This window comes from Nocardioides sp. S5 (assembly GCF_017310035.1).
In the GTDB taxonomy this organism is placed as follows: Bacteria; Actinomycetota; Actinomycetes; order Propionibacteriales; family Nocardioidaceae; genus Nocardioides.
Map to the genome: position 1 here is coordinate 2,060,349 of NZ_CP022296.1, position 22,784 is coordinate 2,083,132.

Sequence of the window (22,784 nt, forward strand, 5' to 3'; positions counted from 1 at the left end):
CGGTGAACGAAGAGCGGCTGGGGGGCCTGCTCAGCCGACTGGAGGATCTCGAACTGCCCCTCCTCGCTTGGGGCGTGGTGGACGGCTTCCTGAGCGAAGACGACGTCATCAGGGCCATCGACGAACAACGGATTGTCGAGTTCGCCGCAGGCAGCACTGAGGTACCCTCCGCGGGGGAGTACCTCGAAGTCCTGGTGGACCGTGGACTTCTCTTCCGGCAGCCAACCGGCGATCTGCGCTATCGCACACGATTCGCCGAGACTCTTCGACTGCTCCGTCTGCTTCGCCAGTTGTGGCCCCCCAGGGACACCAATGCCGACGGTTGGTGGCGGTCATACGCCCCATTGGTTGCGGACTATCGCCTGCGGGTCTCGCCGCGGCGGTACCCGAAGCGCGAACTGGACGTCGATCAGGTAGCGACCACACTCCAGACGTCCGTGAGTTGGTCGACCGAGCAGGACGCGATGTTGCGACGCGTCGTGGGAACGTCGAAGCTCGCGCCATTCCAGTTCCGTGCGACGGAGTCTGTCCTCGCCGCCATCGCAGCGGAGCGGCCGACCGCGCGGATCGTGACCGCAGGGACTGGTTCCGGCAAAACCTTGGCTTTCTATCTTCCCGCGTTGCTCGATCTGGCAACCGGAGGTGGGAGGCGGCGGGGACCGCACACGTTGGCGCTGTACCCGCGCATTGAACTGCTTCGTGATCAGGCCCGCGAAGCGATGCTGGTTGGAGAGCGCGCGGGCTTGATCGGCGCGCAGACGCCTCGGCCGTTGCGAATTGCGCTGCTTTACGGATCGACGCCGCGCAACACCGACTTTCAGCGCGGGACGGTGAGGGGATGGAGTCGGAGTGCTGCTGGCTGGGTTTCGCCCTTCTTCCCGTGCCTCGAGGACAACTGCACTGGCGAACAGGTATGGCTCGATGCCGACCGAGCGTCAGGTATTGAACGGCTCGCCTGCGCGACGTGTGGACGTGCCACCGCAGATGGAGCGCTGGCCATCACTCGTGAATCGATCGTCAGTCTCCCGCCCGACATTCTCTTCAGCACAACGGAGATGCTGAGCAAGCAAGCCACATCGTCCAAACTGGGTCCGCTTCTTGGCTGGAAGGGACCCATCGGGATCCGACTCGTGTTGCTCGACGAGGCACACACGTACGCAGGTGTGCACGGAGCGCAGGTGGCGTACATGTTGCGTCGATGGCGACATGCGCTCAGACAGTGGGGCCCGGACAGTCCGGTTGTGGTCGGACTGTCCGCAACCCTCCGAGATGCCGGCGAGTTCTTCTCGACGCTCACCGGCGTCGACCGCGGCGACGTCGAAGTTATCGCCCCGGCACCGAATGAACTTGCTCCCATCAGCCGTGACTACGGGGTGGTCCTCCGAGGCGATCCGCTATCCGGTGCCGCGCTGCTCTCCACAACCATTCAAGCGCTCATGCTTGTCGGGCGCATGATGGACCGGACTCCGCAGTTGTTCGGTTCGGTCGCATTCGCATTCACCGATGACCTGGATGTCATCAACCGTCTCTACGACAACCTGCGCGATGCCGAAGGCGCTTCGCCCCTCGGGCGTTCACGTGGCCAGGTGCTTGGCAGTCTGCGTGATCCGGGCCACCCGCACGCTGGCAAGCGGTACGACGACGGGCAGTCATGGGACCTTGCGAACCGTCTGGGGCGCATGGCTGGACCGCTGAGGATTGCCCGGACTTCGTCACAAGACAGTGGCGTTGATGGGTCCGCGGATGTGGTGGTGGCTACGTCTTCTCTTGAGGTCGGCTTCAACGATCCGCGGGTCGGAGTGGTGCTTCAACACAAGGCCCCGCGCGACATGGCGTCATTCCTTCAGAGAAGGGGCCGAGCAGGGCGTCGCCTGGAGATGCGGCCGCTGACGCTTGTCGTCCTGTCGGACTACGGGCGAGACCGTGCGGCATACCAGTCCTATGAACAGTTGCTGGAACCGGAACTTCGAGCTCGCGCGATTCCGGTCGGCAACCGCTTCGTGGTTAAGATCCAGGCCGCTCATGCCCTTCTCGACTGGATTGCTCGTGTGGGTTCCGTGGACGCGCGCTCGTTTGCGTCACCTCCGTGGTCGTCCCAAGTGCCGGACCCGTCGAGGGTGGTCAACCTTCTTCGCGACCTCCTAAATTCGGCATCGCGGCAGGACGAACTGAAGCTCCATGTGCAGCGGGCGTTGGCGGTCAGTCCGGACGAGGCGAACGCCGCGCTCTGGGAGGAACCCCGCTCGCTCATGCTGTCCGTCGTGCCGACCTTGCTTCGTCGACTTGAGAACAGTTGGCAGGCCCTTCCTGGATTGTCGGACGCCGGAGCCGTTGCCGGCCAGCCCCTGCCCGAGTTCCTCACGGGGACTCTCTTCGATTCGCTCAATACGCCGGATGTCATCCTCGCGATGCCCTCTGATTTCCGCTCGGGAGAACCGCAGACAATGGCGATCGGGCAAGCCATGAGGGAAGCGGTCCCCGGGCGGGTAAGCCGCAGATTCGGCCACGCCCACGCCTCACACCGGACTTGGCTGCCGATCCCCGACGTCGGCGACATACTCGAGCTTCGAGCCATTGTATCCAAGGGGCATGCGCTGGGGGAGTGGGCGGATCTCTCTGGCGAGCACTTCATCGTCGTTCGCCCACTGGAACTGCAGTTGTCGGCCCCGCCCCGCGACGTCGCAGACACGTCGTCCGCCCGCCCGATCTGGCGATCCGGTTTCTCCTTTACGCAGGCTTCGCTCCAGGAGATGGACGTTCCCACGCCATCTGCCTGGGCTGGGTTGATCTCACAGTTCGCGTTTGCGCTTCATGTTTCGGGCAGCCCTGTGACGGTTCGCCGGTTCTGCGTGGGGGCACACGGCGAGTTGGTCACGCAGGACGCCCGCGGCCCAGCCCGTAGAGCCCTCACCGTGCGCTACGCACACGAGGGGAAGCCTGCAGCACTCGGGTTCGAACTCGAGGCCGATGCACTCATCGTTGAGGGCTACGTACCGTCCTCGCGCGACCGCGGAGAACTCCTGAATTCGGCGGCTTGGCGCACGCTCTGCTTCCGCCGTCGCGTCCTGGAGGACTCGACGTTGGACGGGATCGCAAATCACTTCCAGCGCCGCTGGTTGGTCGAGGTGTATCTCTATGCCTATGCGCAACTGCGCCTCCGTGGGTCTTCGTCCGGGGACGCGACGGACGCGTTGCGCGGGGGCGTCTGGGCCGCCGATCTGGCTGCGTTCCTCGCCAGTGCATATCGGTCAGACGACCCTGCGCTGGTTTCGAATCAGCGCATCCTTAGCGACCTTGAGCATCTGTCTGGTCACGCCGACGTCCAGGCTGCGATTGAGGGGCATTCGTCCCTGCTGACGGACGCCCAGCTCGGGCACGAAACTGCCGACCTTTGGCGGCGGGCATTCGCAGACACACTTGCTGCGGCGTTGCTGGACGCCACGTTCGAGACCATTCCGGATGCTCAGGAGTCGGACCTCGTTGCCGACGTTGTTTTCGACAGCGAGCACTTGGACCGGTTCCAGGTCATTGTCTCGGAAACCTCTGTCGGCGGGCTCGGGGTGATGGAGGCCCTCAGCCGGTCATACGCAGTGGATCCGCGGCGCTTCTGGGAGGCCGTGGGACGTGCGGTTGGGAGGTCAGACGCGGAGGAAACCGATCGGTCCATGCGGATCGCCCTCGCACAGCTTGACGATCCGAGTTCACGGTTCACGACCGCTGTGGGCGATTTCAGAGCCGGCACCGATTCAGCATCTCTCGACATCGCGTTCTCGGAGCTTCGAGAGGCGTGGACGCAGTTCGACGGACCGCCGACGCATCTGGCCCTGTCCACGTTCGCTGCGCGCCTTCTCCGTCCTGGCGCTCGACCTCAAATCGATCGACGCGTGTCCTGGCTCGCGACCAAGTGGCTTGAGGTTGAAGCTGAGGTTGGCATTGAGGTTGACGCTCGAACGCTGGCGTACTTCGGTGCGTCCGGGCTACTTGGTGAATCGATCGCGCCGTTGAACTTGGATTCCGCATTCAGCATGCTGTGGCCCCGGGGCTACGACGCGCGAAACCAGCGTCTGCAGTACTGGCAGCCATTTAGGGATGACGTGCTGATTGAGCGACTGATCTTGGACGATGTTGTCCGTGACCGAGCGGTCGCGATCGACGTCACCAGCGCGGACTGGATGCAGGAGTACCGGACGGCCTTGTCCGCCGACGGACGCGTGCGACTTACCGCTCCGGACTCAGCCCGTTCTGGACTTGCCGTCGCGATCAGGACTTGTCTTGCAACTCCGATCGAGCGGACGGGTTTGCGTGTCTATCCCCGACTTGAAGGAGTCGACCGACGGTTCGGCCTTTGGAACGCACGCGTGGCGTTCGCGGAGGAGTTGCAATGACGGATCGGCTTCAGCGGACCGTGCGGACTCGGCCTCGAAACGGGCTGGCCATCGCCGACGTACTGGCGGGTGTCTTCGCATCCGAGTTGTGTTCACCAAGCCCAGAGCTGTGGCTGGTGAGCGGATGGGTCAGCGATGTCATGGTCCTCGATAACTCTTCGCGCCAGTTCGACGGCCTGATCGGGCACGATGCGGGTTCGAGTCTGACTCTGTCTGACGTCCTTCGCATCTTGGTATTGAAGGGAACCGACGTGCACGTGGCCCTCCGCGACGTCGACCACAACCACGACTTCCTCAGGCGACTCGGAAGCGAGCCAAGAATCCACACGTACCTGAGTGCGGATCTGCACGAGAAGATCCTGGTCGGCTGGGACTGGACGCTAAAGGGCTCCATGAACTTCACATGGAATGGCCTGCAGCGAAACGAGGAAAGCATCGATCTGCAGGTGGGACCCACTGTCGCTTCGACTCAGCGACTGGAGTTGCGAACTCGCTGGCTTGGCGGCGGCGAATGAATGACATCAGCGTGGATCAGTTGGTCCTGCAGTTCTTTTCTAGCCCAAACCTCGTGTGGCCAGGCATGGCCGCTGACCATCCCGCGGCCGAACGAATCACCGCGTTCCTTCGAGCCTTGGACTCTCGTGGAGAGTGCCCGTTGGTACTGCCGCGGCGAGACGTGGACGGCCAGCCGTCGACGGTCTATGTCGTCTGCTGGGATCACTCGCACGCGGGGCGCATGCGGCCACTGCTGCATGCTGCCGTCGCGGACTATCTCAGCCCATTCGATGGACGCGTTGCCTCCCTGATGGCCGCCGATCCTGTGGAAGCTGCCGTCCTTGCGATGGTTGGCTCGGGGACGACGTTCGTCTTGCGACCGACCACGCAGACCGAGGGCCGCCTGGTCGTGGCACTGAAGCGCCTGGTGCGTTCGCTTCAAGGTCGACCCCGTAGGAACCCGGTACTGCCGAGGCCCGTGGGTCGAATGCTGCGGGAGTTCGATCTGGCATTGGCCGCTGGTGCAACCGAGCAATCTGCCGCCGTTCTCCAAGAAATCGAGCGCGCGGGCGGGATCTCCCATGAGAACGTTGCCTTCCTCCAGATCCAGAGGTTGAGCCGTCTCGGTCGCGACCGTGAACTCCTCGCTCACGGGTCTATGCCGACCGTTGTTCACACTGAGCCGCCTCAGGCGGTTCGTGAAGCCATCCTCGCGGCGTGGGGACGCTGCAACCTCCGGGCTGACGGGGCGTTGGACCTCGACGGCGCAGCTTGGCGCCTAGCTAATGAACCCATCGACATCGCGATGTTGGTTGGGGAGGGCATTGCGACAAGTGCCGATGTCGATGCCTTGTCGGTGGCGGCGCTCGTTGCGTTGGCCCGAGACGATGCTCGACTGGGCCTTGCGCTTTATGCGAGCGACCAACTGCCAGACGAACTCAAGCTGCGCCTCGCAACGTTTGTGGCGACAGGGGCCGACGATGAGGCAGGCGCTCAAGACCGTGAGCAAAGTTCGCAGACAGAGACGAAGACCGCCCCGACATCGGAAACCGTTGCCGATGATGGAGTTGTATCAGTTGATTCTTGGTTCATGTGGCTCGAGGGGCTTGAGGACGGTGCCGCGACCGCTCCCGCTACGGAACTAGTCGAGGCATGGGAGCCGGCCTGGCGCGTTGACGCGCGACTGGCGCAGGCCATCGACGACCTCTCCGATCTCGCAACTGACGCGCTTCTGTCTGGAGTTGCAGCCTTCCTGGACACGGCTGACGCCGGCCACCCATCTCCTCGAACCGCAAGGGCGCTCGCAAGTCGGTATCTGATCGAGGAGCGCTTCGGGCCGGCCGACCTCGCGGCGCTTGCCGCCCTCGTTGCGATCTTCCTGAGTAGCGCCCCGGGTCGGGACGAGTACACGTCGCTCTTGGACGACATTGCGACCTTCGCCCCGCAGTGGAGTTCAGTGGCGTCCGCAGCACAGGCGCTAGACCTTGCCGACACGGTTGCTTGTGGTCCTCGAGGCGTCCCCGAGGCACAGGCTCAGTTCATCTCCACTGTTCTGGCACCCCTCAACGCTCAGCGTCAGCGTCTGACCAGCGGTCTTCGGTCGCTCGCCTCGATGATCACCACCGATGTGGGACTTGACTGGGACTGGACGGTCGCCGACGTCGGCGAGGCGAGCAACCCCGCTCAGCTACCTTCGGGACTGATCGTCCTGATCTACAGCCTGGATGCTGGAACGCTTGCAAGGGTCGCGGCGTCCCTCGCCGAGCAGTACCCGACGATCACAGTTCACCAGTCGTCGGACAAGGTGGGCACGCCCGCGCTCCGTCAACACAGTCGCAATGCCGACCTCATTGCGATTGCAACGGGCCGCGCGGCCCACGCAGCGACAGGCTTTATCACAGACAATGCGCGAGGCCGGATCTGCTACCCCGACGGGTGCGGATCCGCGTCGATGTTGCGGGTCATTGAATCTGGTCTCGACGAATTGCGCGCGACGAGCTAAACCTCACTTCTTGAGGGCGCGGAGCAGGTGGCTTGTGAGGACCTTGACGTCGTTTGGAGTGTTCTGGATACCGTTCCATCGACGAACCTGCTCCTCGCCGAAGTCCCACGTGCCGCTGGTCCACGCACAGTGCTCGCCGAGGCGTCCCAGCGTCTTCTCGAGGTTCATACCCGCGAGTTCTGCCGTTGGCACCCCATCGGTCAGCGCGTCCATCACGTAACCCATGGCCTGAATGCCGGCACCGTGCGTAAGCCGCGACTTGGTGGGCGCGAGATCCCAGGCCTCGGGGAACGCCAACTGCACAATCGTCCAGAAGTAGTTCAGATGGAGGACCATTTGGTCGACGTCGCCGGTGCCATCGTCGGGATTGCGATACTGGTACAGCGCTCCGTCGTAGAGGCTGTTTTCGATCATCTTGAGGACGCTGTTGTCCTTGATGTAACCCTCCGCCATTGTCGGCGTGGCGATGCGCCCGGCGAACGGCGCGCCCGCGGCCCGGTTTCCGAAGTTGAGTCGTGCTAGGACCTCGGCGGGGAGTTGCTTACGGGCGTATGCGGTGGGGAGGTGACCCATCGTGTCAGGAAGCAATTCGTGGATCAGACCCTTCGGCAGGGGCTTGGTGTTATTCACCAGGATGAACTGGCTGCGCTGCTCGGCCTCGCCACGCGCGATGAAGGCAACCGCGGCGACCCCAAACTCTGCGAGGTCTGCGTCGCGGATCGCGGCGCTTCGCTGCTGGCCGTCTACCAGCCAGGCCGGCTTCTGGTCTTCGGGCAGTGACTCGTCGATGGGAATCACGAGTTCGCCAGCCGTCACGTAGTCGACTTGGCTCACCATGCCCGAGGCCTCGAAGTTGACGCGCTCGTCGAACGCAACGACGACGGCGTTCGGCAGCATCGCGCCGTCCGACTCCAAGTAGCGCCGGATGGCCTTAATGTGGCTCAAGACCTCCGGGCGTTGGTAGCCCTGCAGGGTGACATCGTCGCGGTGAACCCGACTGACGGTTGCGAAATCGTGGATGCGCTTGCCGTCCACGCCGAACGTGTAGATGAACTGTGGACCCTGCCTGATTCGCAGAGCGGGCAGTCGCAGTTCGTAGCGGTCAGCCATTGGTACTCCTGTGAGACTTCAGTTGCGCCATCTTCGTGGCGAGTACGGACATGTTGTGGAAACCGCGACGCTTGTTGCGTTCAGTCCCACGAAAGATCGCAATCTCGACACCATGGTCACGGCAGATCTTGCAAGAGCAGCGCGTCCACGGCGCGGCGGCGAGGGTCTCCTCGTATGCATCGCGGTACGACTTCTTGGTCCTGCAGACGAGGCTGTACTCCTCGAGTCGGTCGAGGCACGCCCTACGGGACGCGGCAGATCCGTCGTAGGCCCGAAGCGCCTTGAGCGTCTCACGCTCGGCACTGATCGCCTCCGTCTGACTCACGTGCCCGGCAAGGATGGCGCGCTTCAGCGTGGGGTTGCCGTCGACCTGCGGAACGCGAATCGCAACGTAGGCGCGGTCCGGCGTGTGAAAGTTCTTGCGGTCGTCCATGAAGGCCTGGCGAAACGCTGAGGTGCTGTCGAAACTGGTCACGCCGAGGGCCGCGAAGTCATCCATGGACTCGACTCGCGTGATGCCGAGAAGATGCAGATGCGTGTCGCTCTTCAACACGCCACCGATCTCATCCAGGCTAGCCAGAATCTCCCGGGTCTTGAGCGGCACCATGCCTCCGAGAGCGATGCGCTGGTAGCCCATGTCCTGGAGGGCTCGCACGCTGTCAGCGTAGGTCGCCGGGCTCCATCCTTGGGCCGCGCCCACAGGTTCGACCTCACTGGCGCGGTCGCGGCATAGCGACATGAACTCTTCGGCAAGTCGGAGCGTCAGCCTGCGTCGGGCTTCCCAGTCGGGATTGGCGTCTTCTCCATCGGTGCTTTCGGTGAACCCAAAAACCACATGGTCGGTGCTGACGCCAGCATCGAATCCGCACTCTTCGTAGAAGCTGAGGGTCTGCGCTGGGGTGACCGGGGGAGTCGGTTCGTCGATGTAGTTGAACGCGCCGTTGTCGCCTAAAGCCTCTACACCGGGTGGGAGCCGGAAGAACTTGTGAACCCCCATCCGATGCATCCTGGCGCGTTGGGCGGTGGTGTACTTGCCAGCTCCCTTGATGGATCCGTCCACGATGGACTTGCTGACCAAGATGCCGTGGTAGGGCGCATGGTCGAGAACCTCGTGCGCGTACCGGTCGTCGCGCTGACGGACGCGGTGCGCCGGGTACTCGTCGCGCATGAAGTCGTAGGCCGGGCTGACCAGATCTTGGCTGTCGGGGAAGAAGAACTTCACTTGCGCTGGGTCCGTTCCGCGAGGTAGGTCCGCACAAGGAAGTTGGAGAGTGCGCTGATGTGACGGGGGGTGTTCTGCAGGTCGTTCCACGCAAGCCCGAGCGCTTCCCAGGCCCCCTCGGTCCATGCGCAGTGACTGACGATGAGGGTGAGTTCCTCCGCGGCAACCGCCCTGGCGTTGGGATCGTCGTCGCGGACGTGCGTCATGACCCGGTCCATTAGCCGACCCATCGCTCTGATCCCTACGCCGTGCATCAGGCGACTTTCAGTTGCGGGTTTCGCCCAGGCGTCGTGGAAGACATCGTGAACGGCTCCCCAGTAGGCGATCAGCGCGCGCCGGATGCCTTCCGTGTCGGTGGTACCGGTGGCGATGTTGCGATACGGGAAGAGGACGCCAGAGGGCGACTCGATGGATTCGCGGATCGCTTCGATCAGGCTGGTGTCGGTGACGAACGTCGACTTCTTGTCGTCGGGAGCTGTGGACGCTCGCCGGATGATTCCTTGGAACGGCGACTCGCTGTCCTGGTTCAGCATGTCAACGAGGGCGGATGGGAGTTGTCGCGTGGCCATGCGGGCCGACGGCACCCGAGCAATCTCAGGCAGGAGTTCCGTGACCAGACCGGTAGGTAGGGGTTGCACGGTGTTCACCCGTAGGAACTGCTCGCGCTGCAGTTCCAGTGTCGGTGCGACGAACCCGGCTACAGGGACAGGAAGCCGGCGGTTCTTGGTCCGCGCGAGCGCCAAGCTGCGTTGCTGGCCATCGACGATCCAGGCAGGACGCGGACCGTCAACGTCTAGTGCGATCGGAATCTCTAGTGTTCCAGACACAGCAAGACCGTCGCTGGTTGATGGACCGCGACTTGACTTCCACCGGACCTCGGGCGGAAGTGCAAGAATCAACCCGTTCGGGAACAAGGGGTCTTCCGAGTCCAGATACTCCTGAATTTGCTTCACGTGTTTCTGCTTCTCTGGCCGCTGGTAGCCAATTAACTTCCCAGCCTCGTCGCGACCGATCCGAGCAACGTCGGCAACGAGGTCGATCTCTTCGGCAGCAAGGGTGAATAGGTACAGCGGCATGTCTCCACCTTGGAGCACCTTCAGTGCTCGCCGCTCTAGCCACTCCATCTCACTCATGCTGTGAACGCTTCCTCAAATAGTCCGGAGAACCTGCGCTGCTCGCACGCGATGCCGGATGCACGCAGTTCTTTCAGCGCAACGGTTTTCGACAGGCGTGGGCGCTGTGCGCGCATGTCGCGAATCAGTACGCGGATGGTGTCGTCCGAGACAGGACGACGGTCGTACCGCTCGACCTGGCTCGCGTCCTGAGCCCAGTCGGCCCAGGCTTGACGCACCGCGTCCGAACTCACGCACTTGCCGTCGGCCAGTTCCAGCCATCGGATGGCCATCCGGGTGTTCAGGCTAGACACGGTGCCGCCGAGCGCTGCACGCAGATTCCGGTTGGAGGCCACGCGCACGGTGGCTGGCGTGTTTGAGGCTCCTCCGATCACCACTGTGGTTTCAGGGTCGAGGGATCGCAAACGCGGCGACATGGCTGATGCATAGGTCTCGGACAGAACCCAGATCGCCGGGCGGCTCAAGGCGGGTTCGCTGCCGTGAGGGAGGAGATCCCACCAAGCCCTCGCATCGCTATTCCGCGTGGCGACCGAGTCTGACTGACGTCGAGCAAAGGTCGCCGCGTAACTGGGGGCACTGTCGTCCACCCTGCGCAGGCCGAGGCCCGCGGATGCAACGAAAACGTCAGGTTCCCATCCAGTGCGCTGAGCCGTTGCTGCCAAGCGCTTCGCCTGAGTCCAGGTTTCGCCCTTGTAGAGATCGAGCAGGCGGCCGACCGGCGGTTCGGCTTCCAAGCGTGCACGCCACTCCGCTGCCCTCTCGCCGACGGTGCCGGCGGGCAGGGTGCTGGCCCTCAGGGTCTCAGCCGGTGCGACCGCCTTCCGGTCTGTGCACGTGACCACGATCGTCAGTTTTCGGTGCGACATGACCCCTCGATGGTGAAACTGCAGTTCGGTTCCGGCTACTCTACATCGCAGTTTCCGGGTTCGGAGCTCACATGGCCGGCGCGTAGTGGAGAGGTGGAGATAATGGGCCGTAAGGCGGTAGTGCTGCTCAGCGGGGGTCTGGACTCGACGACGGTCCTGGCTGTCGCGAAGGACCAGGGCTTCGAGCCGTACGCAATCAGCTTCCGCTACGGCCAGCGGCACGTAGTCGAACTTGAGTCTGCTCGCCGGGTTGCTGCTGGAGCAGGCGCCGCGGGGCACGTGGTTTGTGACGTCGACCTCCGCGTCTTTGGCGGTTCGGCGCTCACCGCCGACGTAGACGTGCCAAAGCACGAGTCGGCGGATGAGTTGTCGGATAGCGAGATCCCGATCACGTATGTCCCGGCGCGTAACACCGTGTTCCTGTCATTCGCACTCGCGTACGCCGAGGTCATCGGCTCGACGGACATCTTCATCGGTGTCAGCGCGCTGGACTACTCGGGGTATCCGGACTGCCGCCCGGAGTACATCGCGGCCTATGAGCAGATGGCGAACCTGGCGACCCGAGCGGGCGTGGAAGGCAACGCAGTCAATATCCACACGCCGCTCATCAATCTGACGAAGGCGCAGACGGTCGAACTTGGGACGCGCCTCGGCGTCGACTACTCGCTCACACTGTCGTGCTACGACCCCGACGCGGAGGGGCGCGCATGTGGTCACTGCGACTCATGCCTCCTGCGACTGCGCGGGTTCGCGGACGCGGGCCTCGCCGATCCAGTCCGCTACAAGGAGGCGACTGAGTGACGTACAAAGTTAAGGAGATCTTCTACACGCTGCAGGGGGAGGGCACCCACGCCGGTCGACCGGCCGTGTTCTGCCGCTTCAGTTCGTGCAACTTGTGGACCGGTAGGGAAGTCGACCGCGCGCGTGCGGTCTGCAAGTTCTGCGACACAGACTTCGTCGGAACTGACGGTGAGGGCGGAGGCAAGTTCGCGGACGCCCAGGCGCTTGCCGACGCGATCGCCGCGAAGTGGCCTGTCGATGGCGGCGGCCGCCCGATGGTCGTCTGCACCGGCGGTGAACCTCTCCTTCAGTTGGATGCGCCGGCCGTGGATGCGCTCCACGAACTTGGCTTCTACGTCGCAGTCGAGACGAACGGGACGATCGCCCCGCCTCAGGGCATCGACTGGCTCTGCGTGAGTCCCAAGGTCGGATCGGAACTCATCGTCGAGAAGGGTCACGAACTCAAGTTCGTGATCCCCCAGGGTGGCGTCGACCCAACCACCTTTGAGCACCTTGAGTTCGAGAGCTTTCGCGTTCAGCCGATGGACGGCCCCGACGTTGCCGCAAACACGGAACTGGCCGTGAAGTTCTGCCTTGACCACCCCCTCTGGCAGCTCAGCCTGCAGACCCATAAGCACCTAGGAATTCCGTGAGCTACGAATCTGAGATCTACCGCGAGTTCACCTTTGAGGCTGCGCATCGACTGCCTCACGTGCCCGAAGGGCACAAGTGCGCTCGGCTGCACGGCCACTCATACCTCGCCGCCGTCCACGTCTCCGGGCCGGTGGGGGAGCAGACCGGCTGGGTCCAGGACTTCGGCGACATCAAGGCCGCATTCAAGCCGCTCGAGGACCAACTCGATCACCATTACCTCAACGATGTAGCCGGCCTCGACAACCCGACTAGCGAGGTCCTTGCCAAGTGGATCTGGGATCGGCTCGTCCCGGAACTTCCAAACCTCAAGGAGGTACGGGTCCGCGAGACTTGCACCTCCGGATGCATCTACCGCGGAGTGGAACAGTGACTGCGCAACTGGAACGCGAACCACTAACGGCAGGTGCTGAGCGGTCGAGGCTCGCCCTCAGCGTGGCTCTCGTCGCCTACGTCGCGGCTGTTGTCCTGGCCAATATCGTGACGGAGCGGCTCGGGCTCGTGTCTGTTGGCTTTGGGCTGCTCGTAACGGCAGGTACGTACGCCGCTGGCTTTGCACTCCTGGCGCGCGACTTCGTCCACCGATTCGGCAGCCGAGGCTGGGCCATCGCCGCTATCGCACTCGGCGGGGCTATCTCGTGGGCGCTCTCATCGCCCGCCCTTGCGGTCGCCTCGACGGTCGCGTTCGTGAGCGCCGAACTGGTCGACTTGGTCGTCTATGAGCCGATCAGGCGCGCGAAGGGGTTCATTCAGGGAGCCCTCGTTTCCAACATCGTCTCGGCGCCGATCGACACGTTCGTCTTCCTGTCGCTTGCGGGCTTCCCTTTGACGCTGGAGACGGTCGGCGGTCAGTTCATCGGCAAGGTTTTGTGGGCGACAGCCATTCCTCTGTCGCTCTACTGGCTGGGACGTCGCTGGTTGACGTCCCGCAGATCACGCGACCAGACGACCGGGTGACTCGCCACGGCCGGCTTCCGCGAACATCAGGTCTCCTGAGCGTAAATGAGGGATGGGGGAGTACGTGGCAAGGTCCTACACCACGGCCGGAGAAGACTTCGTCGCATTCTTGGTTGGCCGGCACATTGGTGACTACGAGTGGGAGCGTCTGGCTACGGCTCTAGTCTCGACGGGCCGAGGCGACGACTGGTCGGCAGCGATTCAGGACATGGCTGTATTGCACCTTGCGCGAAGGCTGATTGCCGGCGGCGCGTCGATCGTGGCATCTAGTGCCGATTGGGATCTCGTCGTTGAACGGGAGATTAAGCAAATGGTCGTCGACACCATGGTTGTCGACTACTTCAGGGTCGGCGAGATCTACGCGCGGCTCGAGTTGGCGGTGGAAGCTGCCCGCAGCAAGATTTCCCCAGGAACGAGGAGCCAACTTCGCTCGGAGTGTCAGCGTGAAGCCCCATGGTGCTACCTGTGCGGTGCTGACCTAGACTTCGGCGCCAAGAACTCCGCTCTAGAGTTCACTCTGGACCATGTGTGGCCGCAGGCCTTCGGTGGCAACTCAGATCCGGAAAATCTCCTTCCGGCTTGTCGCTCGTGCAACGAGCGAAAGGGACACGCCGCGTCATGGAGCCTCTACCCCGTGCAGGCCCTCGTGCATGGCTACCGGTTGTCGAGTGACGATCTCGCAGCTATGCCCAAGGAAATGAGGTTCGCCGTTCACTCCCGGATCGCCATGCAGGAGGCGTCACTGAGTGGTTCGAGCCTCAAGGAGGCCTTCGTTAGGCTCGGGCGTCCCGACCTGCCAACCGTCGTCGACGAGTCGGCCAGCGTCGACGTGTTCAATCTCGCCGCAACTTTCCGTTGATGTTGATAGGGAGTCGATCTGTGACCTACTCGTACCCAGCGATCTACACGCGGCAGCGTGGAGCCGATTCTCGCGGTGTGCTGCTCGCGACCTTCACAGCGCCGGTTGGTGATGTCGTCAAGTGGGCCTCGGTTCAACGCCTGAATGTCGAGGGGAAAGGACACCAGAGGCTCCGGAACAAGGCAAAAGTTCGCGCCATCAGTCGTTTTCTCGCGCTCGATAGTCGCAATACTATTCCAACGGCAATCACGGTCGCGCTTCGCGGACTTGCTGTTGATGGCACACAGGAACTCGGTGCATGCGACTCGATCGGCATTCCTGACTCGGAGGAACCAATCGGCTTGGTAATTGACGGGCAGCACCGACTGTTCGGTATGGAGGAGTTCGACCCCACTCTGAAGGTTAACGTCGTCGCATTGATCAACCCAAGCGACGAGGAGATTGCCTTTCAGTTCATGGTTATCAACAACAAGGCAAGTAAGGTTTCAACGGACCACCTCAAGTTGCTCGCGCTTCAGTATCCCGAGGCTGCCCTTGGTGAACGACTCAAGACGGCACGAATGACCCTGGGTAGGCATGCCTCGCTCGTCGGTGTTGTAGACAACTCTGAGGACTCGCCTTTCTACCGCTCGGTGGAATGGCCTGTTGAGGACGTTGCCGGGGACCCGCGCGTAAATCTTGTGCTACCGGCAGCGGTGGAACAGTCGTTGGGAACGATCGCGCAGAAGAATCTCCCGGATCTTGCCGACGACGATGCGCTCCTCGAGTTCTTCTTCACGCTGTGGCGATCTGTGAAGGAGGCCTGGCCGGCGGGCTGGGCCCAGGGCAGCAAACTACTCAGCAAGGTTGGGGTCGTTACGCTTACGACCTTCGTTGTCGATGACTTGACCCCCCTCGCAGACCGTGGCTCGATCGACCTTGCCGACCCAGATGAAGTTGCAGCGGAAGTTCGCCTGATTCTTGATGACCTGACGCCTGCGTTCTGGACGAGCGAATGGACCGCGAAGAGTCTCGACACGTCTGCAGGGCGGAAGTTGGTTGTCGACGCTCTGACCCAGGTGCGCCGCAACCGCCGGCGTGGCAATCCGTGGTACGCGGACGTCGACTTGATCGATACTCCGGACCTCAGTTCGGAATGAAGAGCAGGCAAGGGCAGCGAGGTGTCGAAGGGTGGTCAGTCGGGTCGTCACCAGACGGCCGAGGGTGTGAGTCGTCGGCCTCTTACGGGGCGGGCGGCGCGATGCGATCGCTTAGTGTGTCCATCGTTGCATCGATGGCGTCCAAGAGGACGTGATGAGACGCGAAGCCCATCTGCAGACCTTGATTGAGATATTGGAGCAGCCTGAGATCGCTCTCGACCGGACTGGCGTCGGAAGACACGGCAGGCAGCATCTCCAAGACATCGATGAACTTCTCGAGTCCTGAATCGTCACCCGCGCGGTCGGTGGCTAGGAAGCGACGGTGATCGTGCCAAGCCACGACCAACTGCGCCGCTTCCGCCCAGTAGTTTTCAGACTGCATGAGGGCACCTAACCACACCGAAATGACGCCCGCTCTCTCCGTGCCAGTTTGATTCTCGTGGTGAGTGGGCCACGGCGGCACGGACTGCTCCCCCGGGACACATTGGGGCCACACGCAAACGAAAAACGACCCCTGACTCTGGAAGACGTCGGAAGGTGTCTTCGCAGGTCAGGGGCCGTTCTTAGGCACCTAGCCGGTGGGCATCACCCACGCGGGACTAGATGTCGTAGTAGAGCTCGAACTCGTGCGGGTGCGGCCGCAGCTGAACCGGAGCGATCTCCTGGGTCCGCTTGAAGTGGATCCACGTCTCGATCAGGTCGTCGGTGAAGACACCGCCGGCCGTCAGGTAGTCGTGGTCGGCCTCGAGCGCGTCGAGCACGGCACCGAGGCTGGTCGGCACCTGGTCGATCTCGGCCATCTCGTCCGGCGGCAGCTCGTAGATGTCCTTGTCGATCGGAGCGGCGGGCTCGATCTTGTTCTGGACGCCGTCGAGGCCGGCCAGCATCAGGGCCGCGAAGGCGAGGTAGGGGTTCGCCGAGGGGTCGGGGAAGCGGGTCTCGACGCGCTTGGCCTTCGGGTTCGCGCCCGTGATCGGGATGCGGACCGAGGCGGAGCGGTTGCGCGAGGAGTAGACCAGCGAGATCGGCGCCTCGTAGCCAGGGACCAGGCGGTGGTAGGAGTTCACCGTCGGGTTGGTGAAGGCCAGCAGCGACGGGGCGTGCTTGAGGATGCCGCCGATGTACCAGCGCGCCATGTCGGACAGGCCGGCGTAGCCGGTCTCGTCGAAGAACAGCGGCTCGCCGTCCTTCCACAGCGACTGGTGGACGTGCATGCCCGAGCCGTTGTCACCGAAGATGGGCTTCGGCATGAAGGTGACCGACTTGCCCTGCTCCCAGGCGGTGTTCTTGATGAGGTACTTGAACTTCATCACGTCGTCCGCAGCCTTGAGCAGCGTGTCGAAGCGGTAGTTGATCTCCGCCTGGCCGGCCGTGCCGACCTCGTGGTGGGCGCGCTCGACGAGCAGGCCGCTGGCCTCGAGGTTCTTGACCATGTCGGCGCGCAGGTCGCTGTAGTGGTCGTAGGGCTCGACGGGGAAGTAGCCGCCCTTGAGACGGGTCTTGTAGCCCTTGTTCTGTCCGTCGTCCTTGCCCGAGTTCCACCAGCCCTCGACGGAGTCGATGTGGTAGTAGCCCTCGTTGACACCGGTGGAGTAGCGGACGTTGTCGAAGATGTAGAACTCGGCCTCGGGGGCGAAGTAGGCGGTGTCCGCGATGCCGGTCGAGTCGAGGTAGGCCAGCGCCTTGCGCGCGATGTTGCGCGGGTCGCGGCTGTAGGCCTCGCCGGTGATCGGGTCGTGGATGAAGAAGTTGACGTTGAGGGTCTTGGACTTGCGGAACGGGTCGATGTAGGCCGTGGTCGGGTCCGGGAAGAGCGACATGTCGGACTCGTTGATGGCCTGGAATCCGCGGATCGAGGAGCCGTCGAAGCCGAGGCCGTCGTCGAAGACGCTCTGGTCGAAGGACGAGGCCGGCACCGTGAAGTGCTGCATGATGCCCGGCAGGTCACAGAAACGGACGTCGATCATCTCGACGCCCTCGTCCTTGATGAACTTGAGCAGCTCATCGGAGTTGTTGAACATTCGGTTCCTCCTCGACGGCGGCCAGCGCGCGTCCAAGTTGCAGCGTCACGGAACGGGGCCTCGTTGCACCGTGGTCGTCACGCTAGGCGGGAGCGGTTTCTAGACCGTATCCCGATTGTTTCGCCCGTGTTACATGTGCCCGGAGGGTGGCGCGCGAGGGCGCGCTCCGGTCGCGCGTCGCGCCGCCGGACTTCACCCCTGGGGTTACTCGTGCGAAACGTGGCGCGGGTCTACGGTCAGGCATGACTCGGGGAACAGCACGCAAGCGGTGGGGCATCGGCATCTCGACGGTGGTGTGGTCCTGAGCGGCTGCGGCGCCGCCGGGGGAGACAGCGGCGCGCCGTCCAGCGCGTCGTACGGACTGACGACGCTCGTGCCCGCGGTGGCCGCCGCGGTCGGTGGCGAGGACTACGTGCACCTCGGCATCGGCGACCACCGCGGCCGCGGCGAGGTGCAGGTCGACCTGTCGTGGGAGGACGGCACCCACGAGTTCCGCGCGATCACCGGCGACGAGCCCGGGGAGTTCCTGGAGTTCCGCCGGGTCGGCGGGCGGGTGTACGTCGGCGGCGAGGCGACCGGTGACCGGTGGACCTACATGCGCGATGACGATCCGCGTGCGCTCGGCGAGGAGCCGGGCTTCGACGCCGGAGCCTCTCCCGTCCTGCTGTCCCTCGACGTGGCCGGCGACTACGAGGTGCTCGTCGACGCGGTCGACGAGGTCGACGACGCGGGGGAGGAGGAGGTGGGCGGCGTGGCCACGACCCACTACGTCGTCACCGTGGACTCCGCCGCCTGGCTCGGCGCCCTGCCCGAGCACTCGGTGCACCGCGAGGTCGAGGTCGCCGACGAGCTGGTGCTCGACCTCTGGATCGACGAGGAGTCGCTGCCGGTGCGCCTGGAGTACACCGGGACGGGAAATACCGACCAGGTCCGCATCGACTACACGAACTGGGGCGGTTCGCTGGCCGTGGTGGAGCCCGAGGGCGCCGAGCCGGTCGGGTCCGAGGCGTCGTAGGGGCGCGACCGGCCCGCGCCTACGCTGGGCCCGTGCCGCAGACCAGCCCGACGAACGCCTCAGCCGACCTCGCCCCTGCGTCCTTCGGGCGCCGGGTCCTCGCGCTGTTCGTCGACTGGGTGACCTGCCTCGCGGTCGTGGAGGGCCTGGTCGCAGCCGGCGTGGTCGGTGGGAACCCCAACGGCCTCGGCACGCTCGGCCTCTTCGTCGTCGAGTCCGCGCTCTTCACGGCCGTGGCCGGCGGCTCCTTCGGCAAGCTCGCGACCCGGCTGCGGGTGGTGCGCGACGGCGTACCCGGTCAGCCGGTCTCACTGGCCCGCGCGCTCGTGCGCAGCGCGCTGGTGGCGCTCCTGCTCCCGCCGCTGCTCACTGCCGGTGGCCGCGGGCTGCACGACGTCGCCGCCGGCACCCGGACCGTCGCGATCTAGCGGCCGCGCTGCTGCGAGCGCATGCCCTTCATCGAGGTCGGGACCGGACCCTTGGGCAGCGGCAGCTTGCCGCGCTGCGCGTCGAGCGCCTTGAGCCGCTGGAGGATGTCGGTGATCTCGGCGGGCTTCACGTTGCGGCCGAGCTTCTGCACGTGGCGCACGAGCTTCGGGATCGGCACCTCGCCCTCGCCGCGACCGGCCACGATCTCGTGGATCGGCACGCCGTAGGCGACGCGCTCGTGCTTGCGGCGCTCGTTGACCATCAGCTGCTTCACGCGGGCCTGGCTCGTGCCCTCGCCCACCAGGACGATGCCGGGCGGGCCGACCACCCGGTGCACGACGTCCTGCTGCTTGGTGAATCCGACGACCGGGTCGACCTTCCAGCCGCGGCGCAGCATCTGCAGCGCACCGGCGGCCGCCGCGGGCTGGCCCTCCATCTGCTTGTACGCCGCCCGCTGGGCGCGGCGGCCGAAGACCAGCAGCGCTGCGAGCAGGCCGGTCATGAGCGCGATCACGATGGAGAGGACCAGCGAGATCCAGCCGTCGCCGGGCAGCAGCCACATGAGGCCGAAGCCGATCGCCGCGCCCAGCACGAAGACACCCAGGATGATCAGGCCCAGGCGCGGGTCGGTCCGCTTGGCCATCGTGTAGGTCTGCATGATCTGCCCACGGCGCGAGGTGGGCGTGGAGGCGGGGGTCGACATAGGTGGCCTTGTCCAGCTGGGAGGTGAGGTGGGGTACGCGGGTGGTGGAGCAGGTCAGACGGTGGCGGCGGAGCGCGCGTCCATGGCCTGACCGTACAGCCGTCCGGCGCGGTAGGACGAGCGGACCAGCGGTCCCGAGAGGGCGCCGGCGAAGCCGATATCGTCGGCCTCGGCCTTGAGCTCGACGAACTCCTCGGGCTTGACCCAGCGCTCGACGGGGTGGTGGCGCGGGGAGGGGCGGAGGTACTGCGTGATGGTGATCAGCTCGCAGCCGGCGTCGTGCAGGTCGCGCAGCGCCTGGCTGACCTCCTCGCGGGTCTCACCCATGCCGAGGATCAGGTTGGACTTGGTCACCAGGCCGAAGGCGCGGGCCTGGGTGATGACGTCGAGGGAGCGGTCGTAGCGGAAGGCGGGACGGATCCGCTTGAAGATCCGCGGCACGGTCTCGACGTTGTGGGCCAGCACCTCGGGTCGCGACTCGAAGACCTCCTGGAGGAGGTCGGGCTTGCCGTTGAAGTCGGGGATCAGGTTCTCGACACCGGTGCCCGGGTTCAGGTCGTGGATCGCGCGCACCGTCTCGGCGTACAGCCAGGCGCCGCCGTCGGGCAGGTCGTCACGGGCGACGCCGGTGATGGTGGCGTACTTGAGCTCCATGCGCTGCACGGACTCCGCCACGCGGCGCGGCTCGTCGCGATCGAGGGGCTGCGGCTTGCCGGTGTCGATCTGGCAGAAGTCGCAGCGTCGGGTGCACTGGTCACCGCCGATGAGGAAGGTGGCCTCGCGGTCCTCCCAGCACTCGAAGATGTTGGGGCAGCCGGCGGACTGGCAGACGGTGTGGAGTCCCTCGGACTTCACGAGGTTCTGCAGCGCGGTGTACTCAGGGCCCATCTTGGCCTTGGTCTTGATCCACTCCGGCTTGCGTTCGATCGGGGTCTCCGCGTTGCGGATCTCCAGTCGGAGGAGCTTGCGTCCTTCAGGTGCGGGAGCGGCAGTCACACGCCTCACTCTACGACGGTGGGGAGGGGCTCCCAACTCACGGTCGGGGGAGCCCGCTCACGGCACGTCGCGCCGGTGTGTCGCCCACACCGACAGCGCCACCGAGACCACGACGAGCACCGCCAGCACGACCCCGCCGTCGGCGGCTGACAGCGTCGACTCGCAGCCCCCGGTGACCGACCCGTCGGGAGCCTGGATGCAGGCGGACGGGTCGTAGTAGGAGAAGCCGCCGAGCACGAAGGCGAGGAAGTTCGTCGGCAGCAGCCACCGCGCGGCGTTGTCGCCGAGGATCGCGGCGACGAGCAGCGACCCGGCGATCGCGACGCCGAACATCAGCGACAGCGTCGCCACGGTGCTGCGGAACAGCATGGTGAGCGCGTAGCCCAGCAGCCCGCCCACCCCGATGGCGAGGACCCCGCGGGCCTGCGTGGCCCAGATGTCGTTCCACGTCCCGGGAGGGGCCGTGATGTCGCGGCTCGACGCGAGCAGCGCCGCTCCTCCCCAGAAGAGCGCCAGCACGACTGCGCCGACCACGAGGCCGGTCACCAGCACGGCGGCGCCCTTGGCCGTCCACAGCCGCAGCCGTCGTGGCACGAACAGCAGCTGGTTGCTCATCGAGCCGGTGTTCCAGTCGTGACCGGCGTACGTCGTGCCGATGAGCATCAACAGGCCGGTGAGGATGGTGATGGCGGCCGCGCCGACGTCGGTGCGGAGCGACGTGAGGTCCAGTTCGCTGCGGTAGAGGTAGTTCTCGGCGCGGGGCGTGATCGCCTCCGCGCACTCGGCCGCGGTCCCGGCGGGGCCGAGGTACATCTCCGGGTCGGCCTCGCAGGCAGCGATCTCCTGGGTGACCCAGGGCTGGTCGGCGTCCTGGGCGGCGAGCTGCTCGGCCTGCGCGACGTCCGCGTCGCTGACCGGACGCGTCTCCCAGGCGTAGCCGGCGAGCAGGACCAGGGGCAGGGCGACGCAGACCACCAGCAGCACCACGACGGCGCGCCGCCACCGCAGGCGGGCGAGCTCGACGCGCAGGAGCCTCATCACGCCTCCTCCGACGTCGTCGCGACGCCCATCCGGTCGTCGGCGGTGAGCTCGAGGAAGATCGTCTCGAGGTCCGCGCGGACCGGCGTCAGCTCGGACAGGAACAGGCCCGCCTCGGCCAGGAGGCGGGTGATCCGCTCGCCGGGCTCGTCGGTCCCGACGTCCAGCGAGTCGGCGTCCACGCGTACGTCCATGCCGGCACCCTCGAGAACCGCGGCGGCCGCGGTCGCGTCGCCGACGCGGAGCCGGTACGACGTACGGCCCAGCAGGTCCTCGACCTTGCCCGACGTCAGCATCCGGCCGTTGCCGATGATGGTCGCGCTGGTGCACACCTGCTGCACCTCGGCCAGGATGTGCGAGCTCAGCAGGACGGTGACGCCGGCCTCTCCGAGGTCGCGGATCAGCTCGCGGATCTCCCGGATCCCGGCGGGGTCGAGGCCGTTGGTCGGCTCGTCGAGGATCAGCAGGTCGGGCGACTTGAGCAGGGTGGCCGCGATGGCGAGCCGCTGCTTCATGCCCAGTGAGTAGGACTTGAAGCGGTCCTCGGCGCGGTCGCCCAGACCGACCCGGACCAGGGCATCGTCGACCGCGGTGTCGGCGACGCCGACGGACCGGGCGAGCAGCAGCAGGTTCTGCCGCGCGGAGAAGGTGGGGGAGAACTTCGGCGACTCCACCACGGCACCGACGCGGCCGATGACCTCGTCGAGGTGGTCGGGCACCGGGGTGCCGAAGAGCGCCATGGTGCCGGCCGTGGGCCGGGCCAGTCCGAGCAGCATCCGGATAGTGGTGGTCTTGCCGGACCCGTTGGGCCCGAGGAAGCCGTGCACCCCACCGCGCGGCACCGCCAGGTCGAGGTCGTCGACCGCGACGCGGGTGCCTCCCCTGCCGCTGAACTCCTTGCGCAACCCGCTGGTCTCGATCACCAGCTCGGCACCGGTCGTGCCCGCCACGTTCGCCCCCTCCGGGGCGTCGACGCGACGCCC

At 65.1% G+C, this 22,784-nt stretch carries 21 protein-coding genes; 11 read left to right on the top strand and 10 right to left on the bottom strand.

Annotated elements, in window-relative coordinates; genetic code table 11:
• Window positions 1–2 precede the first annotated feature (2 nt).
• The 3 genes from dpdJ to dpdD are packed head-to-tail and all read left to right on the top strand — an operon-like array spanning window position 3 to window position 6,882.
• A complete protein-coding gene (gene dpdJ / locus CFI00_RS10220) occupies window positions 3–4,385 on the top strand; it encodes a protein DpdJ (RefSeq protein WP_242532782.1) in 4,383 nt (1,460 codons plus the stop codon).
• Window positions 4,382–4,900 (top strand): phospholipase D-like domain-containing protein DpdK, encoded by a 519-nt coding sequence (gene dpdK / locus CFI00_RS10225; RefSeq protein ID WP_207085039.1) that lies wholly within the window; start codon window positions 4,382–4,384, stop codon window positions 4,898–4,900. The genes dpdJ and dpdK overlap by 4 nt, the downstream gene beginning before the upstream one ends.
• Window positions 4,897–6,882, top strand: coding sequence for a protein DpdD (gene dpdD / locus CFI00_RS10230; protein ID WP_207085040.1), 1,986 nt, complete (start codon window positions 4,897–4,899; stop codon window positions 6,880–6,882). Before dpdK ends, dpdD begins: the two co-directional genes overlap by 4 nt.
• A gap of 3 nt (window positions 6,883–6,885) precedes the next feature.
• Here dpdD and dbpB (CFI00_RS10235) read toward each other — a convergent pair whose 3' ends face one another.
• From dbpB (CFI00_RS10235) to CFI00_RS10250, 4 genes are read right to left on the bottom strand one after another with little or no spacing between them, the layout of a single operon-like run.
• Window positions 6,886–7,992 (bottom strand): DGQHR domain-containing protein DpdB, encoded by a 1,107-nt coding sequence (gene dbpB / locus CFI00_RS10235; protein ID WP_207085041.1) that lies wholly within the window; start codon window positions 7,990–7,992, stop codon window positions 6,886–6,888.
• The gene (gene dpdA / locus CFI00_RS10240) at window positions 7,985–9,214 is read right to left on the bottom strand and encodes a tRNA-guanine transglycosylase DpdA (RefSeq protein ID WP_207085042.1); all 1,230 of its coding nucleotides are present in this window, start codon (window positions 9,212–9,214) and stop codon (window positions 7,985–7,987) included. Before dpdA ends, dbpB (CFI00_RS10235) begins: the two co-directional genes overlap by 8 nt.
• Window positions 9,211–10,347 (bottom strand): DGQHR domain-containing protein DpdB, encoded by a 1,137-nt coding sequence (dbpB, locus tag CFI00_RS10245; RefSeq protein ID WP_242532783.1) that lies wholly within the window; start codon window positions 10,345–10,347, stop codon window positions 9,211–9,213. Before dbpB (CFI00_RS10245) ends, dpdA begins: the two co-directional genes overlap by 4 nt.
• The gene (locus tag CFI00_RS10250; protein ID WP_207085043.1) at window positions 10,344–11,213 is read right to left on the bottom strand and encodes a hypothetical protein; all 870 of its coding nucleotides are present in this window, start codon (window positions 11,211–11,213) and stop codon (window positions 10,344–10,346) included. Before CFI00_RS10250 ends, dbpB (CFI00_RS10245) begins: the two co-directional genes overlap by 4 nt.
• A gap of 102 nt (window positions 11,214–11,315) precedes the next feature.
• Here CFI00_RS10250 and queC point away from each other — a divergent pair, with 102 nt between their 5' ends.
• From queC to CFI00_RS10280, 6 genes are all read left to right on the top strand, one after another.
• Window positions 11,316–12,014 (top strand): 7-cyano-7-deazaguanine synthase QueC, encoded by a 699-nt coding sequence (queC, locus tag CFI00_RS10255; protein ID WP_207085453.1) that lies wholly within the window; start codon window positions 11,316–11,318, stop codon window positions 12,012–12,014.
• Window positions 12,011–12,646: a 7-carboxy-7-deazaguanine synthase gene (gene queE, locus CFI00_RS10260; RefSeq protein ID WP_207085044.1), complete on the top strand. Its 636-nt coding sequence runs from the start codon at window positions 12,011–12,013 to the stop codon at window positions 12,644–12,646. Before queC ends, queE begins: the two co-directional genes overlap by 4 nt.
• Window positions 12,643–13,017, top strand: coding sequence for a 6-carboxytetrahydropterin synthase QueD (queD, locus tag CFI00_RS10265; RefSeq protein WP_207085045.1), 375 nt, complete (start codon window positions 12,643–12,645; stop codon window positions 13,015–13,017). The genes queE and queD overlap by 4 nt, the downstream gene beginning before the upstream one ends.
• 62 nt (window positions 13,018–13,079) lie before the next feature.
• Window positions 13,080–13,601: a VUT family protein gene (locus CFI00_RS10270; protein ID WP_207085046.1), complete on the top strand. Its 522-nt coding sequence runs from the start codon at window positions 13,080–13,082 to the stop codon at window positions 13,599–13,601.
• A gap of 64 nt (window positions 13,602–13,665) precedes the next feature.
• Window positions 13,666–14,460 carry an HNH endonuclease gene (locus CFI00_RS10275; RefSeq protein WP_207085047.1) on the top strand — a complete coding sequence of 265 codons (795 nt, stop codon included), beginning with the start codon at window positions 13,666–13,668 and terminating at the stop codon, window positions 14,458–14,460.
• A 77-nt stretch (window positions 14,461–14,537) separates the two neighbouring features.
• Entirely contained in the window at window positions 14,538–15,599 is a 1,062-nt protein-coding gene (locus tag CFI00_RS10280; protein WP_207085048.1) for a DGQHR domain-containing protein, read from the top strand.
• 82 nt (window positions 15,600–15,681) lie between these two features.
• Here CFI00_RS10280 and CFI00_RS10285 read toward each other — a convergent pair whose 3' ends face one another.
• Both CFI00_RS10285 and glnA read right to left on the bottom strand, forming a co-directional pair.
• Window positions 15,682–15,981, bottom strand: coding sequence for a hypothetical protein (locus CFI00_RS10285; protein ID WP_207085049.1), 300 nt, complete (start codon window positions 15,979–15,981; stop codon window positions 15,682–15,684).
• A gap of 217 nt (window positions 15,982–16,198) precedes the next feature.
• On the bottom strand, window positions 16,199–17,620 hold the full coding sequence (gene glnA, locus CFI00_RS10290) for a type I glutamate--ammonia ligase (protein ID WP_207085050.1): 1,422 nt from the start codon (window positions 17,618–17,620) through the stop codon (window positions 16,199–16,201).
• A gap of 268 nt (window positions 17,621–17,888) precedes the next feature.
• Between glnA and CFI00_RS10295 the strand changes: the two genes are divergently transcribed.
• Window positions 17,889–18,635 (top strand): hypothetical protein, encoded by a 747-nt coding sequence (locus tag CFI00_RS10295; RefSeq protein ID WP_207085051.1) that lies wholly within the window; start codon window positions 17,889–17,891, stop codon window positions 18,633–18,635.
• 32 nt (window positions 18,636–18,667) lie between these two features.
• Entirely contained in the window at window positions 18,668–19,063 is a 396-nt protein-coding gene (locus CFI00_RS10300; RefSeq protein WP_207085052.1) for an RDD family protein, read from the top strand.
• On the opposite strand, the gene CFI00_RS10305 is transcribed toward CFI00_RS10300, so the two are convergent.
• From CFI00_RS10305 to CFI00_RS10320, 4 genes are read right to left on the bottom strand one after another with little or no spacing between them, the layout of a single operon-like run.
• Window positions 19,060–19,767: a DUF4191 domain-containing protein gene (locus CFI00_RS10305; protein ID WP_207085053.1), complete on the bottom strand. Its 708-nt coding sequence runs from the start codon at window positions 19,765–19,767 to the stop codon at window positions 19,060–19,062. The two genes, CFI00_RS10300 and CFI00_RS10305, sit on opposite strands and share 4 nt — an antisense overlap.
• Before the next feature lie 54 nt (window positions 19,768–19,821).
• On the bottom strand, window positions 19,822–20,763 hold the full coding sequence (gene lipA, locus CFI00_RS10310; protein ID WP_207085054.1) for a lipoyl synthase: 942 nt from the start codon (window positions 20,761–20,763) through the stop codon (window positions 19,822–19,824).
• A 57-nt stretch (window positions 20,764–20,820) separates the two neighbouring features.
• On the bottom strand, window positions 20,821–21,801 hold the full coding sequence (locus tag CFI00_RS10315) for a hypothetical protein (RefSeq protein WP_207085055.1): 981 nt from the start codon (window positions 21,799–21,801) through the stop codon (window positions 20,821–20,823).
• Complete coding sequence (locus tag CFI00_RS10320; protein WP_207085056.1) at window positions 21,801–22,751, bottom strand: ATP-binding cassette domain-containing protein; 951 nt, start codon at window positions 22,749–22,751, stop codon at window positions 21,801–21,803. Before CFI00_RS10320 ends, CFI00_RS10315 begins: the two co-directional genes overlap by 1 nt.
• Between the last annotated feature and the right edge of the window lie 33 nt (window positions 22,752–22,784).